Raw genomic sequence first — 16,674 nt, 5'->3', positions numbered from 1 at the left:
GCGGGCCGCGTCGCTTTGCGTGCCGCTTTCCGCGTGGCGCGCGAGTGTTGCATCGGGCGACGGATGCGGGCGCCGTGCGTCCCGTTACCGTTGACACACATTGTTGGAATCGTCGGGCGGCGCGGGCGCGTGAGGGTGCTCGCCGTGGGAGGCCGCAGCCCGGTTCGCGCCTGCATCACGTTGCGCTCTTTCGCAGCGCGCGCCGGATCACGGTTCCATTGCTGACAGGAGAGGAAAATGCTCAGCCCGCACGAATTTGCGACGCTGATGCTGGTCCGTCAGGCGCCGGATCAGCTCGACATGAATCGCGCCGAACTCGATGCGCTGCTCGAACGCCAACTCGTCATGCTCGAGCATTGCGCCGCAGGCGAGTGCCGTGCACGTTTGACGGACAAGGGACGTATCTTTCTCGATGCGCTCCATCGGGGTGGCGCGCTGCTTGAACCGGAGGACGTCGGAGAACAGTACGAAGTACATCGCATCGAGCGAGGGGCTTTGCCGATGCGGCATGTAGGAGCGCATCCAGCCCGTGAGCCGGTTGATGAAGGCGGGTGAGTCATCCGCAAGGTGAAACATGCTTTCCGACAAGATCGCGAACTGCGTGAAATAAGAATGCCCGCCTTCGATAAATCCAAATTCTGATTAGTTATTTAACAACCTGTCGCCACCGAGCGATGATTTGCTGCGGACGCCCGTATCAAACTCGTATCAATACAAGCACAAAAGCGGAACGCGAGAAACGCACTCGCGGCTCGCTGGGCGGAAGGCATTCAATCGAAATTTCCGAGGAGTGAATACGTGTGCGCACACACACGTACGGCCACGAGCACGAGGAAACCGAGGCAATGGCGCATGACTGATACATCGGGCAAGGTTCGAAAATACGTCGGGCTGACCGGCATTTGCATCGCCAGCTTCCTGGGCTGCATCGATCTCACGGTCGTCAACACGATTCTTCCTGCGATCGGCCGCGATTTCTCGATTCCGATCCAGGCGACGCAATGGGTCACGTCGATATTCATGGTCGCGCTGTCCGCGTTCATGGTGCCGGTCGGCACGCTCGCCGACAATCTCGGGCGCAAGAAGCTGCTGACGATCGGCCTGGCGATATTCGGCGTCGCGTCGCTGTTCGCCGGTATCGCGCATCAGTTCTGGCTGCTGGTTCTGTTCCGCTTCGTACAGGGCATCGGTTGCGCGATCCTGTATACGGTGTCGGGCGCGATCGTCAGCTATACCTTCGACGAAAGCGAGCAAGGCAAGGCGCTGGGGATACTGTTCGGCGCGAACGGCATCGGCCTCGCGCTCGGCCCGATCGTCGGCGGCGTATTCGCGGGCGCGCTCGACTGGCACGTCGCATTCCTGATCAATATTCCGTTCATCGCGATCAGCCTGGTTCTGTGCGCCTGGGCGATACCGGAATTCAGGGAAGCCACCGCGAAGCGCCTGGACGTCGCCGGCTGCCTGCTGCTCGTCGTCGGCCTGACCGCGCTCGTCAGCTATCTGTCGATCGACGGGACGTCGTTTCGTCTGTGGCTGCTGCCGGTGTCGATCGGTTCGCTGGCGCTGTTCGTGCGGCATGAGCTGAACACGCGCGATCCGATCGTCGAGTTTCATTTCTTCCGGGAAGCGAGGTTCCTGTCCGCCCTGCTGGCCACGTTCTTCCTCGCGTTCTTCTACTGCATCGTGCTGCTGACCTTCCCGATTTTCCTTTCGAGCCAGCTCGGGATGGGCGACATCGCAATCGGCCTGTTCCTGCTGCCCGCGACCGTGACGTTCTCGGCCGCGTCGTCGTGGATCGGCAGCCGAAGCGAGCGCATCGGGCCGTCGCGGATCATCGTGACCGGCCTGTTTCTGTTCGTCGTTGCGGCGGTGCTGCTGGCCGTCGCTGCGACGAAACTGGATGCGCGCTGGTTCTTGCCGCCGCTGGTTCTGTTCGGCATCGGCTGGGGTGCGATTCTCGGTCCGTCGACGCTGGTCGCGCTCGGCGCGCTGCCTCGCGAGAAGGCGGCCGTCGCGATGGGCACCTCATGGACCGTGCACAACATCGGCGGCGCAAGCGGCATCGCATTCGCCATCTTCCTGACGCGGCATTTCGACGACTTCCGCAGCGGCTATCGGACGCTGATGCTGGCGCTGGCGGCGATCGTCATGATCGTCGGCGTATCGTGCCATATGCTGGCGTTGCCGCGCGCTCGGGTCGACGGAGCGGCGCGCTAGTTCATCCGGCTCAACGCTCACGCGAACGGCTGAAGCGCCTTCGGCACTTCGTACCTGCCGTTGCGGTAGCGGATCGAATAGTCGCCATGCTTCACGTCGACCGCGCGCACGTTGCAGTCATCCGCCGACTGTCCGTTGTGCGGACTCGCATACGTCGACGACGTCTCCGACGCATTCAACGTCGGGTAGCCGGCGCTGCCGCTCGCACCGACGGCGAGTTTCCTTTTCACCTCGGAAACTTCGCCGGCGCAGTCGTAGAAAATGCCGCCGGTGCGCCAGTAGACCAGCAGCCGGTCGAGGATCTGCTGCACGCGCGGTCCGTCCATCACGTACATCGACATCACGGCCTCGACGGTGCGCGACGCGCTGTCGGCGTCGCGATTCACCACGACCACGCCGAAAGCGGTCCGGTTTTTGTCGAGCGGATAGGGCGCCACGTCGATCGCGAGCCGTTCGAGATTGCGCCAGCTGCTGCGGTCGATCACGTCTTCCTGCAGGCCGTGCGCGACGACCTTGCCGGTCGCGCTGTCGGCGACCACGACGCCGAGATCAGCAGACTGCTTGTCGAACGGCAGCGCGGCGATGGTCAGTTTCGGATTGGACGGCCATGCGACGCAGGCGACATGCGCGGCGTCGACCGTGTGACCGGGATAGAGCCCGGCCCACGAACGGATGAAGCGCTTGCAGTCCGCGTGAGCAGGCGAAGACATCGCGAGGCCCAGCGTGAGAGCGAAACAGGCGAGGCGTTTCATGTGAGTGGCGCGAGATGAAATGGCGAAGTGGCGGGCGTGACGAAGTCGGACGATACACGCATCGATTCGGGATTGTGCGGCGGCGCCTTCCGGATCGTCGATATCGATGCGCGCGTAGATCGTCGTCAATCGTTCCCCGGCAGCTTCGACGAACCACGTCGGCATGCGCATCGGCTCGAGCCGCCATCGGCGTTGGTCGGTATCGTTGCACAAGGTACGCGAAAGGTCATTGGCTTCGATGCGCATCGGGCCGGCCGTCGACGCACGCGTGCGCGGCGTTCGGCGTGACACGCGTTGTTGACAGCCGCTAACGAGTCGACTAGATTCACCGCATGAACGCACGTTTCGTCACGACCACGACCACCACCACGACCGCTCATGGCGGGTCGGGAGGATGGTGCGCGTCGTAGATCAGTGCTTCGAACCATCCCAGGCCCCGCCGAATGCGACGGGGCTTTTTTCATGCTCCGCCGTATTCGGCACCGAATGTCAGCGGAGAACATGATGGATGACTGCGATCACCGAGTGCTCGGCAACAAGCTCGATCTGTTTCACCAGCAGGACGAAAGTCCGGGTGCCATTTTCTGGCATCCGCGCGGCATGGTCCTGCTGCGCGTCGTCGAGGACTATATCCGTGTCCGGATGCGGCAGGCCGGATTTTCCGAAGTGCGAACCCCGCAGATCGTCGCCCGCAGCCTGTGGGAGCAGAGCGGCCATTGGGAGAAGTTCGGACGCGGCATGTTCGCGCTGGAGAGTGACGACCGTCCGTACTGCCTCAAGCCGATGAGTTGCCCGTGTCATGTGCAGATCTTCAGGAAAGGCGTCCGCTCGTATCGCGATCTCCCGGTTCGATATTCGGAGTTCGGCGCGGTGCACCGGGCCGAGCCGTCGGGCGCGCTGCATGGCCTGATGCGCGCACGTGCATTCACGCAGGACGATGCGCACGTGCTGTGCATGCCCGATCAGGTCGAGGCCGAAGTCGCGCGCTTCTGCATGTTGCTGAAGTCGATTTATGCGGATTTCGGATTCGACGGGTTCGACGTCGCGTTGTCGACGAGGCCGGCCGTGCGCGCGGGCGACGAGGCGGTCTGGGACCGCTCGGAAGCGATGCTGGCGTCCGCCGCGCGGGCGGCGGGCCTGAACTTCGCCGTGCAGGCGGGCGAGGGCGCGTTTTACGGCCCGAAGCTCGAGTTTCATCTGCTCGACCGTCAGGGACGGCAATGGCAGTGCGGGACCATTCAGCTCGACTTCGTGTTGCCGGAGCGACTCGGCGCGGCGTACGTCGCGGAGGACGGAGCGCGCGCCGTGCCCGTGATGCTGCATCACGCGGTGCTCGGCAGCCTCGAACGGTTCATCGGCGTCCTGCTCGAACACTACGAAGGCTGGCTGCCGACGTGGCTCGCGCCCGACCAGATCGTCGTCGCGAACATCGGGCACGACGACCGCGCGTTTGCCGACGATGCGGCGTTCGCATTCGAAGCGATCGGCTGCCGCGTGCTGCGCGACTTCCGTGCCGAACGCCTGCCGCGCAAGATCTTCGACGCACGCGCGCTGGCCGCGCCGATCGTCGCGGTGACCGGGCGCAAGGAGGCGCTGGCCGGTGCGGTGTCGCTGCGCATGAGGAACGGCGAGCAGCATGTACTGGCGCTCGGCGACGCGCTGGCTTACCTGAAGCAGCATGCGCATGCACCGTCCGCGACGCGTGCGTTCCGGCCGCCGGCCTGACCCTCACGCGCCGTCGTCCTGGTCCGCCACCTCGGCGGACGCCGCCTTCAGGCATTCGATGAAATGCAGCGCGGCCGGCGTCAGCAACGCGTGCCGGCGCATCACGATCGCGACCGTCAACTGCGGCATCGGCTCGACGAGATCCAGCACCGCGATCCCGCGCGTGCGTTTCTCGACATCGGCGAGCGGCCGCGCGAAGATGCCGAGCGCATCCGTCTGCGATACGAGTGCGAGCGTCGCGGCAAACGACGGGCAATGCATCACGCGCTTCGGCATGTCGATGCCGAACGGCGCGAAAATCGAGCGCACCAGGTCGTCGCCGCCTTCCCCGTAGCGCGGCGTGCACCACTGCGCGTCGACAAGCTCGTGCAGCGATCGCGCACGGGCCAGCCGATGCCGGCGTCGGGCCACGACCGCGAACGCGGTGCGGAACAGCGCAATGCTCGCGAATTCGTCTGCGTCCGGCAGCGGCGCCGACAGCTGATGCGTGACGATGAAATCGAGCGTGCCGTCGCGCAGCCGCGCGAGATCGGTCGATGTCAGCGCGTCGTCGATGTTGACGGTCGCGCCGGGCAGCGCGCGCGTGAATGCGTCGAACGCACGCGGCAGGATGGTCAGCGCGACGGTCGGGCTGACCGCGATCGACACGGAGCCGGTCGTGCCGAGCCGCAGCTGTTCGATCTCGTCGCGCGTGCGCTGGATCTCCTCGACGATCAGCCGCGCACGAACCGCGAACGCGCTGCCGTAGCCGGTCAGCGCAATCCCCTTGACGCTGCGCGTGACGAGCGGCACGCCGAGATCGAGTTCGAGCTCGCGCACGGTGCCGCTGATTGCCGGCTGCGTGACGCCGAGCGCGCGGGCGGCGCCGCGAATGGTACGGTGCTCGGCAACCGCGAGAAAGGCGTGGAGCTGCTTCAGTTTCATGGGCGCTGTCGCGAACGCTGCCCGGAAGCCGGGCGCGGCCGGGGTGAAAAGAAAAGGTTATCGGGCGCAACGAAATCTTGGATTTTTCTGATCGATCCAAGTGTATATGCTCGGTACTTTTCAGGAGCGACCGCGATGATCCTCGTTAACCAGCAAAGGCTGTGGGATTCGCTGATGGAGATGGCGAAAATCGGTGCGACCGCGCATGGCGGCAGCTGCCGGCTCGCGCTCAGCGACGACGAGGTGCTGGGCCGCCGCCGCTTCATCGACTGGTGCGAGCAGGCCGGTTGCGACATCCGCATCGACCCGATCGGCAACGTGTTCGCGCGCCGGCCGGGCACGCAGCACGACGCGCCGGCGGTGATGTGCGGCAGCCATCTCGACACGCAGCCGCTCGGCGGCCGCTTCGACGGTGTCTACGGCGTGCTGGCCGGCCTCGAGGTGATTCGCACGCTGAACGAGCACGGCATCGCGACGCGGCATCCGATCGACGTCGTCGCATGGACCAACGAAGAGGGCTCGCGTTTCACGCCCGGCATGATGGGCTCGGCCGTCTATGCCGGCGCGCTCGATCTGGACTATGCGCGCGCGCGGCCGTGCATGCAGACGGGCGTGCTGCTCGGCGACGAACTCGAGCGCACCGGCTTCGCTGGCCGCGAGCGCGAGCGGCAGATGCCGAAGGCGTACTTCGAGGCGCATATCGAGCAGGGCCCGGTGCTCGAGAACGCCGGCAAGCCGATCGGCGTCGTGACCGGCGTGCAGGGCATCTACGAACTCGACGTCACGGTGACCGGCTTCGAGTCGCATGCCGGCACGACGCCGATGAGCGTGCGCAAGGATGCGATGGGCGTGGCCGCCGCGATGATCGCCGCGATCGTCGAGCATGGCCACGGCTTCGATGCCGATGCGCGCGTGACCGTCGGCCATTTGACGTGCCAGCCGAATTCGCCGAGCACGATCCCGGGCATGGTCCGCTTCAGCATCGACGTGCGCCATCCTTCGCAGCCGGCGCTGCAACGGCTCGTCGCCGACATCGAGGCGATCTGCGTGCAGCGTACCGCGCTGCGCGGCACGCGCGTCGACGTGCAGACCATCGCCGAATATGCGCCGGTGGTGTTCGACGCGCAGTGCGTCGAGCAGGTCCGGCGCGCGACGGCCGCTGCCGGCTATCCGTATCTGGAGATGTGCAGCGGCGCGGGGCACGACGCGGTGAATCTGTCCTACGTCGCGCCGACTGCGATGGTGTTCGTCCCGTGCAAGGCCGGACTGAGCCACAACGAGGCGGAAGACGCCGATCCGGTGCACCTCGCGCAAGGGGCGTCGGTACTGGCGAACCTGCTGGTGGATTGCGCGCGGTAACGGTTCGGGTTGCGTGAGCCGGACGGCGCGACGTCGGCAACGCGCGCCGTCCGGCACATCGAATCGACAAGAAAAATATACCCGCCTCTCGCACATCGGCATTCGATATTCCCGGATTTACCGAAAATCGCAAATCCCGCTGAAAATCCGCGAAGCGGCGATTATTCATCATTCGCATCCGTTTAAATAATTCGTTATCGTCCTGTCACTTGCCTCCGTTACGCTGCCTGTAATAAAGACCGGAGATAAAGGTCGCGAGGAAGGTTTTACGCATCACCGATTTGAAAAATCCGCTTGACCGGTCATTCGCACGATTGACCGCTACATTCAGGAGCGCATCCGTGATGGTCGATAAAAAACGCATCCGCGTCATCCTCTTCGCTGCGGCGCTCGCCGCGCTCGCGCCGGCCGGTGTCGCGCAGAACACCACCGACTGGCTGGCGAACACCTACGGCACGCTTGCCGCCCACGTCGGCAACACCGCGCGGTCGATGTGGGTGTCGCCGGAAGGCGTGATCTATACGGCGTCGATGTGGGACGAGGACGAAGGCGGCGTCGCGATCTACCAGAACCACCGGAGCCTCGGCTCGATCGGCGCGCACGGCGAGTTCCAGGGCAGCGCGATCACCGGCAACGCGACGTCGATCTTCGCGGCGCTGCAGCCGGGCAAGACGTATGGAAGCGGCGCGGTCGGGCGCTACAACCGCGCGACCAAGGTGCGCGACCGGTTGATCCAGGTCAGCGCGGCGACCAACCAGCCGCGCGTCGACGTCGTCACCGGGCTCGCGACGGCAGGTTCGCTGCTGTATGCGAGCGACTTCTACGGCAATCGCGTCCGCGTCTTCACGACCGACGGCGTGTGGCAGCGCGACATCGGCGTGTCTAGCCCGGGCGCGCTCGCGGTCGACGGCACAGGCAACGTCTGGGTCGCGCAAAAGAGCGCGGGCACGATCGTCGAGTTCGCGCCGAACGGTGCGCTGCTGAACACGATCCGGATGGCCGGCGAATCGCGGCCGTCGTCGCTGTTTTTCGATGCGTCGTCGCAGCAGCTGATGGTCGGCGACGCAGGCCCCGACATGAACATCAAGCGCTACGACGTGTCGTCGAGGCCGACACTGGCGGGTACCTTCGGCGTGCAGGGCGGCTATCTCGACACCACGACGGGCATCAAGGGGCAGGTCGGTGCGAAGCGTTTCACGCGCGTCGTCGGGATCGGCAAGGACGCCGCCGGCAACCTGTACGTGCTGAACAACCCGTGGGGCGGCAGCTGGGACCTCGGCCGCGACGGCGCGACCGACATCCACGCCTACGACCACAACGGCAACCTGCGCTGGACGCTCCAGGCGCTCAACTTCGAAGGCATCGCCGCGCCCGATCCGGCCACCGACGGCACGCTGTTCTACGGCGGCACGCACATTTACTCGGGCGGCGCGGGCGGCGTGTTCGTCGCGAATACGGTCGACCCGTTCACGTATCCGTCGGATCCGCGCATCAACGTCAACGACGTGCAGCGCGACGAGCATTTCGGGCAAGTCGTTTCGGTCGGCGCGAACCGGATTCTGGTCGCGGCCGGCCAGAATCCGCCGATCTTCTACTTCTTCCATTTCAACAAGGCGAACGGCTACATCGCCATTCCGGACGCATCGATTCCGGGGCCCGCGTTCAATACGACGCGGCGTGTCACGAGCGGCTTCAGCATCGACGGCAAGGGCGACGTGTGGGCGGGCCTGGACAAGACCGGGGCGATCTACCATTACCCGCTGACCGGCTTCGACGCGGACGGCAAGCCGGCTTGGGGGCCGGCCGTCGCGATTCCGGTTCCCGCGAGCGTGCAGCCGCTGACGCGCATCGTCTATCTCGCCGACAGCGACACGATGATCCTCGCGCAGGGCGTCGCCGGCAGCACGGACTGGACGGCGATCGGTACGCGCATCGAGGTGTATCACGGCTGGCGCGCGGGCAACACCACGCGCCCGAACCCGGTGATCACGCTGCCGCACAGCGGCGCGAAGTCGCTCGACGCGGCCGGCAACCATCTGTTCGTCGGCTACTGGTTCGGCGGCAGCGGCGCGGCGTTGCCGAACATCGACGCGTTCAACCTGTCCACCGGCAAGCTCGACACCACGCTGGTCAACACCAGCAGCAGCGCCGTCGATGCGAGCAGCGCACTCGATTCGATGTACGGCGTGCGCGCCTATCGCCGATCGACCGGCGAGTATGTGGTCACGAAGAACAACGTGAAGGGCAGCAGCATCACCGTTTATCGCTGGACGCCTTGACTGCCGGTGCAGGCGCGCCGGCGCGCGGCGATTGTCGGCCGCGCGCGAGCCGTCACGCGTGCCGGATCAGATTGGCGCTGGTGGCCGTTTCCGACACGAGCCGGAAACCGAGCCGCTCGTACAGCCGTCGCGCGGGATTGCCGTGCAGCACGCTGAGCGACACGCGCACGTTCGCGCGCGTCGCGTCGGCGAGCACGCTGCCGAGCACGGCGCGGCCGATGCCGCGGCCCTGATGCGCAGGCATCAACTGGAGCTGATGGATGTGCCATTCGTCGGCGGACCGCGAGACCTTCAGCAATCCGATTGCCTGCTCGCCTTCGCAGATGATGGCGGCGTCGTCGAAGTGCGCCGAGATGCGGCGCCGGTGTGTGTCGTCGTCGGTGGGGGCGCCGACGCGTTGCAGATGCGCGGTCATCGTGAGCCGGCGCAGCGTCAGCAGAAACGGCAGGTCGGCCGCGCAGGCCGGACGCAGACCGATCGCGGGTTTCATCGCCGCCGTGCGGGCGAATGAAACGTAAGCGGCTGTTCGCCGCTCGACGACGGCGTCGCGTTGCCGTCGGTGCCGCATGCGCCGCAGGTGCTGCAGCCGTCGCCGCAACCGGCCGCGGCCGCCGCGCCCGGCATCAGCCGATGCCCGAGCCAGCGCAGCGCGCGCGTGCGGACCAGCGCGAGCGCGACGGCGCGCTGGCAGCGCGCCGCCGGCTTCGGCGCGAGCTTGCGGAACATGAACAGTGCGCTGGCCGCGACCAGCACGGCGATCACCGCGTATTGCGCGACGAGGCCGGCGCTCATGTCAGCGCCCTCGCGACCTGATAGGTGACGAACGACGCCGCGTACGCCATCACGAACATGTAGCCGAACGAGATCGCGACGTTGCGCCACGAACCCGTCTCGCGGCGAATCACCGCGAGCGTCGACATGCATTGCGGCGCGAACGCGAACCAGACCAGCAGCGACAGCGCGCTCGCGAGCGAGAAGTTGGCGGCGAGCGCGTGGCCGACGCTCGCGATATCGGCGTCGCCACCGCTCACCGCATAGACCGTCGCGAGCGCCGCGACCGCGGTTTCGCGTGCGGCGAACGCGGGGATCAGCGACAGGCTGATCTGCCAGTTGAAGCCGAGCGGCGCGAACACGTACTGCAGCGCGCGGCCGAGGTAGCCGGCGAACGTGTAGTCGATCGCGGGGCCGACCGCGCCGGCCGGCGGCGACGGGAACGTCGAGATGAACCACATCAGCACGGTGAGCGCGAGAATCACGCCGGTCAGCCGTTTCATGAAGATCGAACCGCGCTCCCACAGGCCGATCGCGACGTCGCGCACGCGCGGCAGGCGATACGACGGCAGTTCCATCAGCAGCGCGTGTTCGCCCTGCGGGCCGCGCAGCTTCTTCATGATCCAGCCGACGAGCATCGCGCCGCCGATCCCCGCCGCATACAGCGCGAACAGCACGACGCCCTGCAGGTTGAAGATGCCGAGCACGCGCTGCGACGGGATGAACGCGCCGATCAGCAGCGCATAGACGGGCAGGCGCGCGGAACACGTCATCAGTGGCGCGACGAGGATCGTCGCGAGCCGGTCGCGCGGGTCGGTGATGCTGCGCGTGCCGAGCACGCCGGGAATCGCGCACGCGAAACTCGACAGCAGCGGAATGAACGAGCGGCCGGTAAGCCCGACCGACACCATCATCCGGTCGAGCAGGAATGCGGCGCGCGGCAGATAGCCCGATTCCTCCAGGACCAGGATGAACAGGAACAGCACCAGGATCTCCGGCAGGAAGCCGAGCACGGTGCCGAGGCCGCCGATCAGGCCGTCGGTGACGAGACCGCGCAGCGGGCCGTCGGGGAGATGGGCGCCGGCCAGCGCGCCGAGCCACGTGAAGCCGTCGCCGATCGCGTCGGTGATCGGCTTGCCGATCGAATAGACCGCCTGGAACACCAGGAACATCACGGCGGCGAGGATCACGAGCCCGAACACGGGGTGCAGCGCCCAGTGGTCGAGCCGGTCGTCGCGCACGTCGGTCGCGCGCGGCATCACGACGGCCGCCGCGAGCAGCGCCCGCACGCGCGCGTGGATCGCGTCGTCGTCGGTGTCGTCAGCAGCGGGCGGCGCGGCCGCCGGCGCGTTCGCGACGGCGCGGTCGAGCACGTCGACGAGCCGGCTGGCGCCGCCGCGCCGCACCGCCACGGTCTGCACGATCTGCACGCCGAGTTCGCGCGCCAGCACGTCGATGTCGATCCGGATGCCGCGGCGTTCGGCCGCATCCATCATGTTCAGCGCGAGCACGACCGGCCGGCCGAGCCGCTGCACTTCGAGCACGAAACGCAGATGCAGGCGCAGGTTGGTCGCATCGGCGACGCACACCACGAGGTCGGGCGGCGCCTCGCCCGGATGGCGGCCGAGCAGCACGTCGCGCGTGATGCGTTCGTCGGGGCTCGTCGAATCGAAGCTGTACGCGCCGGGCAGGTCGAGCACCTGGATCTGCCGGCCCGACGGCGCGACAAAACGTCCCACCTTGCGCTCGACGGTGACGCCCGCGTAGTTGGCGACCTTCTGCCGGCCGCCGGTCAACTGGTTGAACAGCGCGGTCTTGCCGCAGTTGGGGTTGCCGACCAGCGCGACACGCAATGCAGCGGCGCTCATGACCGGGTGTCCTCCTGCACGTTGACGCTCACGCGTTCGGCTTCGGCGCGACGCAGCGCGAAGCGCGTCGAGCCGACCTGGATCAGCAGCGGATCGGCGCCCCACGGCCCGCACGCGACGACGCGCACCGGTTCGCCGCGCACGAAGCCGAGATCGCGCAGCCGTTGCGCTATCGGGTCGTCGGGCCGGGCATCGTCGACACGTTCGACCAGGGCCGGCGTGTGTTTGGTCAGATTCGAGAGACGCATGATGGAATGACGGCTGCGAAAGAAAAATGAATATCGTTCGCATTATAAAAGAGCGGCCCGGATGGCGGCGGCGGGGCACGCGTTGCGCGTCGCTCGACATCGCGAAACATGAACGGCACCGCGGCGTCCGGCACGTCTTTCTTTCAAAGCTTGCGCAAAGGGGGGAATCGCCACTCGATCTTTAGAACGGGCGTGCCGGGCACGCTGCCGGCCGCCCTGGTCGCTGCGGGTGTCCGGACCCCGACGGTACGCTCGACGTCGATGCGGCGAAAGCCGCTTATCGAGCCGCGTCGAACGCGAACACGATCTCGTCGATGGTCGCGCGAATGCGTGCGGTGTGGCGCAGGTCGCGATGCGTGACGAGCCAGACTTCGTACGGCGTCTCGCGCAGTTGCCCGGGCCAAACGCGCGCGAGGCCGTCGCGCTCGCCCATGTACACGGGAATCTCGCCGATGCCGAGGCCCGCGCGCAGCGCGGCGCGCATCATCAGGCTCGAATTGATGCGCGCGGCGATGCGCGCGTTGCCGATCGGCTCGCCGGCGATGGCCGGCTGGCGGCTCGCGTCGATATACGGCTGGTAGACGACCAGGTCGTGCCCCGCAAAGGCAGTGCCGCGGGTCGGCTCGCCGTGCCGCAGCAGATAGTCGGGCGACGCGAACAGCCCCATGTCCCAGCAGGCGAGGCGGCGTGCGACGAGATCGGGATTGGCGGGCCGCACGGTGCGCACCGCGATGTCGGCCTCGCGCTTCGCGAGGTTCAGGACCTGCGTCGACGTATTCAGCGAAACGCACACGTCCGGATGCTTCGCATGCAGCCGCGCGATCGACGGCATCACGAACTCGATTGCGAGCGCATCGGTCGTCGTGACCTTCACGTCGCCGGCGAGCCGCCGGTCGACCCCCTGCGTCAGCCGGACCAGTTCGTGCGCGTGCTGCTCCATCGCCTCGGCGGCGCGCAGCGCCAGTTCGCCGACCGGCGTCGGCAGATAGCCTTTCGACGAACGCAGGAACAGCGTCGCGCCGAGCTGGTGTTCGAGCGTCGCGAGCCGCCGGCCGACCGTCGCCTGGTCGACGCCGAGCGTCTGCGCCGCGCGGCGCAGCGTGCGCTCACGATGGATCGCGAGAAAGACGCGCGCGTCGTCCCAGTTCATCGTTGGTCCAGACTGATGCATTTTTGCATTCCCCGACCGGCAATTCGCTGCGTGCCGGCGCGCAGCATCGCCCCTAGACTGCCTTCACACCCATGGCGATGCCGCGATTCGGGGAGGGTCCGCGAATCGGCCGCGCATCGACGACGTTGAGGATCATATCGTGATTGATGACATGCAAACCCTGCCCGCCGACATGACCGCGATCGAGATCGTGCGTCCCGGCGGCCCCGAAGTGCTGGTGCCGACCACGCGAACGGTGCCGTCGCCGGGCCCCGGCGAAGTGCTGATCCGCATTCATGCGGCCGGCGTGAACGGCCCCGACGTGTTCCAGCGCAAGGGGCTGTACGATCCGCCGCCGGGCGCGTCCGACATCCCGGGCCTGGAGATTGCGGGCGAGGTCGTCGCGGTCGGGCGCGACGTCACGCGCTTCGCGATCGGCGATCGCGTGTGTGCGCTGATTCCCGGCGGCGGCTATGCGCAATACGCGGTGGCCGACGAGCACAACACGCTCGCGATTCCGGAAGGGCTCGGCATGGCCGAAGCGGCGGCGATGCCGGAAACCTTCATGACGGTCTGGCTGAACCTGTTCCAGCGCGGCCGGTTCACGGCCGGCGAAAGCGTGCTGATCCACGGCGGCGCGTCCGGCATCGGCACCACGGCGACGATGCTCGCCAGGGCGTTCGGCGCGTCGAAGATCATCACGACCGTCGGCTCGGACGCGCAGCGCGACGCGAGCCTGCGCCTCGGCGCCGATCACGCGATCGACTACCACCGCGAGGATTTCGTCGAAGCGGTCGCGCGCCACACGGACGGCAAGGGCGTCGACGTGATCGTCGACATCATCGCCGGCGACTACGTCGCGCGCAATTTCGCGGCGGCGGCGATCAACGGCCGCATCGTGCAGATCGGCGTGATCAACGGGCCGGCGAAGGAGCTGGACCTGTTCCCGATGCTGACCAAGCGGCTCACGCATATCGGCTCGACGCTGCGTTCGCGCACGCACGCAGAAAAGGCGCAGATCATCGGTGAACTGGAAGCGGCCGTGTGGCCGCTGATCCGGCAGGGCAGCGTGAAGCCGCAGATCTACCGGCTGTTCGAGCTTCGCGATGCGCGCGCCGCGCACGAGCTGATGGATTCCGGGCGTCACATCGGCAAGATCGTGCTGGTGACGCCGGCGGCGGATCGGTCGCTGCAGGCCGCGGTCGACGGACATGCCGCGCGTGCCGCCTGACCGGTCGGCACCTTGCCTGCGACGTCCTCGCCGCCCGCCGGCGGCGGAGGACGTCAGATCTGGCCCATCAGCACCAGGATCACGACGATGACGACGATCAGCCCGACGGTCCCCGACGGCCAGTAGCCCCAGCTGCGACTGTGCGGCCACGCAGGAAAGGCACCGATGAGGACCAGGATCAGTATGACGATAAGTATTGTTCCGAGCATCGCACTCCTCCTTGAATAAAGTCGACATGCGATGCGGGTACCGCAATCCCTGTGCCGCGACGCCCGGCGGCCGGCGAATCGGCCGCCCAATCGGGGGAATTCACGTGTTGAATATCGATAGATTCAGAAAATAAATTTCAAAAATGCAATCCTGGTCGCTATGCTGGGCCTTCTGTTCCGATCTGGCTGGCATGCGATGGCAGAACTCTATCTGGTAAGGCACGGGCAGGCGTCGTTCGGCACCGACGACTACGACCGGCTGTCCGCCGTCGGCGAGCAGCAGGCCGTGTGGCTCGGCGAGTATTTCGCGCGGCAGGGCCTCGCGTTCGACCGTGTGATCTGCGGCACGCTGAATCGGCACACGCAGACGCTCGCGGCGATCCTGCGCGGGATGGGGCGTAAAGACATTGCCTGCGACCGCCATCCGGGCCTGAACGAATACGATTTCCACGGACTGTTTGCGGCGGCGGCCAGCGACTACCCGGCGCTCGCGCAGCTCGCGGCCGGCTCGATGAAGGACTATTTCCGCGCGCTCAGGCAACTGCTGCAGCTGTGGTCGGAGGACAAGCTCGGGCCTGCCGCGCCCGAGACCTGGGCACAGTTCCAGCAGCGCGTCGCCGACGCGCGCGCCGCGATTCGCGACGGCGGCGGCCAGCGCGTGCTCGCGGTGAGTTCGGGCGGCCCGATCGCCGTCACCTTGCAGCAGGTGCTGGCCGCGCCGCCGTCGAGTGCGATCGCGCTGAACCTGCAGATTCGCAACAGCAGCATTTCGCAGTATTTCTTCAACGCCGAAGCGTTCCACGTCGCGTCGTTCAACGGCATCCCGCATCTGGAGGATCCGGAGCGACACGCGTTTCGAACCTACGGCTGACCACGAACGATCGCGACGATGACGAACACCACCCAGCAACTCGACGTTGCCCGCCTTGCGCGCTATCTGGAAGACCATGTGCCGGGATTCGAAGGGCCGCTCGACGCGGAGAAGTTTGCCGGCGGCCAGTCGAACCCGACCTTTCTGCTGCACGCCCGCAGCGGCCGCTATGTGCTGCGCCGGCAACCGCCGGGCGAACTGCTGAAGTCCGCGCACGCGGTCGATCGCGAGTTCCGCGTGCTGACCGCGCTGTCGGGCACTGCGGTGCCGGTCGCGCAGCCGTATCACCTGTGCGAGGACCGCGACGTGATCGGCAGCCTGTTCTACGTGATGAGCTACGAAGACGGGCGGATCTTCTGGGATCCCGCGCTGCCGGAACTGCCGAAGGCCGATCGCGCGGCCTGCTACGACGCGGTGCTGCAGACGATGGCCGCGCTGCACGACGTCGATGTCGACGCGGTCGGCCTCGCCGACTACGGCCGGCCCGGCAACTACTTCGAGCGGCAGATCGGCGTGTGGACCAAGCAGTATCGCGCGGCCGAGACGGAACGGATCGACGCGATGGAAACGCTGATCGACTGGCTGCCGAAGGCCTGTCCGGACGACGCGGGCCGGCCGTCGCTGGTGCATGGCGACTACCGGATCGACAACCTGATGTTCGAGCGCGACCGCTACCGCGTGCAGGCCGTGCTCGACTGGGAACTGTCGACGCTCGGCAATCCGCTCGCCGATCTCGCGTATTTCTGCATGTGCCTGCGCCTGCCGGCCGACGGCCAGGTGCGCGGAATCGCGGGCCAGGACCGCGCCGCGCTCGGCGTGCCGGACGAGGCACAGATCGTCGAGCGTTATTGCGCGCTGCGCGGCATCGCGCCGATCTGCGACTGGCACTTCTATCTCGCATTCAGTTTCTTCCGGCTCGCGGCGATCGTGCAGGGCGTGAAGGCGCGCGCGCTGCAGGGCAATGCGTCGAGCGCGCAGGCGCTGCGGGTCGGCGCGATGGCCGGGCGGCTCGCCGACGAGGCCGTGCGCGTGATCGACGCGCATCGCTGAGCGCCGGCAGAAAAAAACAT

At 66.8% G+C, this 16,674-nt stretch carries 17 protein-coding genes; 9 read left to right on the top strand and 8 right to left on the bottom strand.

The annotated features are described in order from the left end of the window. The first annotated feature begins 237 nt into the window (after positions 1-237). Both BST28156_RS34750 and BST28156_RS13665 read left to right on the top strand, forming a co-directional pair. A complete protein-coding gene (locus BST28156_RS34750; protein ID WP_244131407.1) occupies positions 238-555 on the top strand; it encodes a hypothetical protein in 318 nt (105 codons plus the stop codon). Between the two features lie 297 nt (positions 556-852). Continuing rightward, positions 853-2,217, top strand: a complete 1,365-nt coding sequence (locus tag BST28156_RS13665; RefSeq protein ID WP_174902447.1) for an MFS transporter — start codon at positions 853-855, stop codon at positions 2,215-2,217. A gap of 17 nt (positions 2,218-2,234) precedes the next feature. Here the strand turns inward: BST28156_RS13665 and BST28156_RS13660 are convergent, their stop codons facing one another. Next, positions 2,235-2,969: a PA3715 family protein gene (locus BST28156_RS13660; protein WP_174902446.1), complete on the bottom strand. Its 735-nt coding sequence runs from the start codon at positions 2,967-2,969 to the stop codon at positions 2,235-2,237. A 36-nt stretch (positions 2,970-3,005) separates the two neighbouring features. Here BST28156_RS13660 and BST28156_RS13655 point away from each other — a divergent pair, with 36 nt between their 5' ends. Both BST28156_RS13655 and thrS read left to right on the top strand, forming a co-directional pair. Next, positions 3,006-3,257: a hypothetical protein gene (locus BST28156_RS13655; RefSeq protein WP_174902445.1), complete on the top strand. Its 252-nt coding sequence runs from the start codon at positions 3,006-3,008 to the stop codon at positions 3,255-3,257. A gap of 216 nt (positions 3,258-3,473) precedes the next feature. Then, positions 3,474-4,694, top strand: coding sequence for a threonine--tRNA ligase (thrS, locus tag BST28156_RS13650; protein WP_060246424.1), 1,221 nt, complete (start codon positions 3,474-3,476; stop codon positions 4,692-4,694). Between the two features lie 3 nt (positions 4,695-4,697). Here the strand turns inward: thrS and BST28156_RS13645 are convergent, their stop codons facing one another. Continuing rightward, positions 4,698-5,618 (bottom strand): LysR family transcriptional regulator, encoded by a 921-nt coding sequence (locus tag BST28156_RS13645; protein WP_174902444.1) that lies wholly within the window; start codon positions 5,616-5,618, stop codon positions 4,698-4,700. Between the two features lie 135 nt (positions 5,619-5,753). Between BST28156_RS13645 and BST28156_RS13640 the strand changes: the two genes are divergently transcribed. Both BST28156_RS13640 and BST28156_RS13635 read left to right on the top strand, forming a co-directional pair. Beyond that, the gene (locus BST28156_RS13640) at positions 5,754-6,977 is read left to right on the top strand and encodes a Zn-dependent hydrolase (protein WP_174902443.1); all 1,224 of its coding nucleotides are present in this window, start codon (positions 5,754-5,756) and stop codon (positions 6,975-6,977) included. Positions 6,978-7,321: 344 nt separating this feature from the next. Continuing rightward, positions 7,322-9,256, top strand: coding sequence for an SMP-30/gluconolactonase/LRE family protein (locus BST28156_RS13635; RefSeq protein WP_174902480.1), 1,935 nt, complete (start codon positions 7,322-7,324; stop codon positions 9,254-9,256). Positions 9,257-9,308: 52 nt separating this feature from the next. On the opposite strand, the gene BST28156_RS13630 is transcribed toward BST28156_RS13635, so the two are convergent. The 5 genes from BST28156_RS13630 to BST28156_RS13610 all read right to left on the bottom strand — a co-directional run bounded on the left by BST28156_RS13630 (position 9,309) and on the right by BST28156_RS13610 (position 13,293). Then, positions 9,309-9,746 carry a GNAT family N-acetyltransferase gene (locus BST28156_RS13630; RefSeq protein ID WP_174902442.1) on the bottom strand — a complete coding sequence of 146 codons (438 nt, stop codon included), beginning with the start codon at positions 9,744-9,746 and terminating at the stop codon, positions 9,309-9,311. Continuing rightward, positions 9,743-10,048, bottom strand: coding sequence for a DUF6587 family protein (locus tag BST28156_RS13625; RefSeq protein ID WP_060246429.1), 306 nt, complete (start codon positions 10,046-10,048; stop codon positions 9,743-9,745). Before BST28156_RS13625 ends, BST28156_RS13630 begins: the two co-directional genes overlap by 4 nt. Further along, positions 10,045-11,895 carry a ferrous iron transporter B gene (feoB, locus tag BST28156_RS13620; protein WP_174902441.1) on the bottom strand — a complete coding sequence of 617 codons (1,851 nt, stop codon included), beginning with the start codon at positions 11,893-11,895 and terminating at the stop codon, positions 10,045-10,047. Before feoB ends, BST28156_RS13625 begins: the two co-directional genes overlap by 4 nt. Next, positions 11,892-12,143 (bottom strand): FeoA family protein, encoded by a 252-nt coding sequence (locus BST28156_RS13615; protein WP_174902440.1) that lies wholly within the window; start codon positions 12,141-12,143, stop codon positions 11,892-11,894. The genes feoB and BST28156_RS13615 overlap by 4 nt, the downstream gene beginning before the upstream one ends. Before the next feature lie 277 nt (positions 12,144-12,420). After that, positions 12,421-13,293 carry a LysR family transcriptional regulator gene (locus tag BST28156_RS13610; protein ID WP_060246432.1) on the bottom strand — a complete coding sequence of 291 codons (873 nt, stop codon included), beginning with the start codon at positions 13,291-13,293 and terminating at the stop codon, positions 12,421-12,423. A gap of 193 nt (positions 13,294-13,486) precedes the next feature. Here BST28156_RS13610 and BST28156_RS13605 point away from each other — a divergent pair, with 193 nt between their 5' ends. Then, a complete protein-coding gene (locus BST28156_RS13605) occupies positions 13,487-14,524 on the top strand; it encodes an NAD(P)H-quinone oxidoreductase (protein ID WP_174902479.1) in 1,038 nt (345 codons plus the stop codon). 53 nt (positions 14,525-14,577) lie between these two features. Here the strand turns inward: BST28156_RS13605 and BST28156_RS13600 are convergent, their stop codons facing one another. Continuing rightward, positions 14,578-14,733 (bottom strand): DUF3309 family protein, encoded by a 156-nt coding sequence (locus BST28156_RS13600; RefSeq protein ID WP_081077341.1) that lies wholly within the window; start codon positions 14,731-14,733, stop codon positions 14,578-14,580. Between the two features lie 196 nt (positions 14,734-14,929). On the opposite strand from BST28156_RS13600, the gene BST28156_RS13595 reads away from it, so the two are divergent. Continuing rightward, a complete protein-coding gene (locus BST28156_RS13595) occupies positions 14,930-15,604 on the top strand; it encodes a histidine phosphatase family protein (RefSeq protein ID WP_174902438.1) in 675 nt (224 codons plus the stop codon). An 18-nt stretch (positions 15,605-15,622) separates the two neighbouring features. Next, on the top strand, positions 15,623-16,654 hold the full coding sequence (locus tag BST28156_RS13590; RefSeq protein ID WP_174902437.1) for a phosphotransferase: 1,032 nt from the start codon (positions 15,623-15,625) through the stop codon (positions 16,652-16,654). Positions 16,655-16,674 lie beyond the last annotated feature (20 nt).

The organism is Burkholderia pseudomultivorans (assembly GCF_902499075.1).
Lineage (GTDB): Bacteria > Pseudomonadota > Gammaproteobacteria > Burkholderiales > Burkholderiaceae > Burkholderia > Burkholderia pseudomultivorans.
This window is presented reverse-complemented; position numbering and strand designations above follow the sequence as displayed.

Bases quoted from the DNA above. Each gene is read 5' to 3' on its own strand.
- BST28156_RS34750 (WP_244131407.1), top strand. From the start codon at position 238: ATGCTCAGCCCGCACGAATTTGCGACGCTGATGCTGGTCCGTCAGGCG.
- BST28156_RS13665 (WP_174902447.1), top strand. From the start codon at position 853: ATGACTGATACATCGGGCAAGGTTCGAAAATACGTCGGGCTGACCGGC.
- BST28156_RS13660 (WP_174902446.1), bottom strand. From the start codon at position 2,969: ATGAAACGCCTCGCCTGTTTCGCTCTCACGCTGGGCCTCGCGATGTCT.
- thrS (WP_060246424.1), top strand. From the start codon at position 3,474: ATGGATGACTGCGATCACCGAGTGCTCGGCAACAAGCTCGATCTGTTT.
- BST28156_RS13645 (WP_174902444.1), bottom strand. From the start codon at position 5,618: ATGAAACTGAAGCAGCTCCACGCCTTTCTCGCGGTTGCCGAGCACCGT.
- BST28156_RS13640 (WP_174902443.1), top strand. From the start codon at position 5,754: ATGATCCTCGTTAACCAGCAAAGGCTGTGGGATTCGCTGATGGAGATG.
- BST28156_RS13635 (WP_174902480.1), top strand. From the start codon at position 7,322: ATGGTCGATAAAAAACGCATCCGCGTCATCCTCTTCGCTGCGGCGCTC.
- BST28156_RS13630 (WP_174902442.1), bottom strand. From the start codon at position 9,746: ATGAAACCCGCGATCGGTCTGCGTCCGGCCTGCGCGGCCGACCTGCCG.
- BST28156_RS13625 (WP_060246429.1), bottom strand. From the start codon at position 10,048: ATGAGCGCCGGCCTCGTCGCGCAATACGCGGTGATCGCCGTGCTGGTC.
- feoB (WP_174902441.1), bottom strand. From the start codon at position 11,895: ATGAGCGCCGCTGCATTGCGTGTCGCGCTGGTCGGCAACCCCAACTGC.
- BST28156_RS13615 (WP_174902440.1), bottom strand. From the start codon at position 12,143: ATGCGTCTCTCGAATCTGACCAAACACACGCCGGCCCTGGTCGAACGT.
- BST28156_RS13610 (WP_060246432.1), bottom strand. From the start codon at position 13,293: ATGAACTGGGACGACGCGCGCGTCTTTCTCGCGATCCATCGTGAGCGC.
- BST28156_RS13605 (WP_174902479.1), top strand. From the start codon at position 13,487: ATGACCGCGATCGAGATCGTGCGTCCCGGCGGCCCCGAAGTGCTGGTG.
- BST28156_RS13600 (WP_081077341.1), bottom strand. From the start codon at position 14,733: ATGCTCGGAACAATACTTATCGTCATACTGATCCTGGTCCTCATCGGT.
- BST28156_RS13595 (WP_174902438.1), top strand. From the start codon at position 14,930: ATGGCAGAACTCTATCTGGTAAGGCACGGGCAGGCGTCGTTCGGCACC.
- BST28156_RS13590 (WP_174902437.1), top strand. From the start codon at position 15,623: ATGACGAACACCACCCAGCAACTCGACGTTGCCCGCCTTGCGCGCTAT.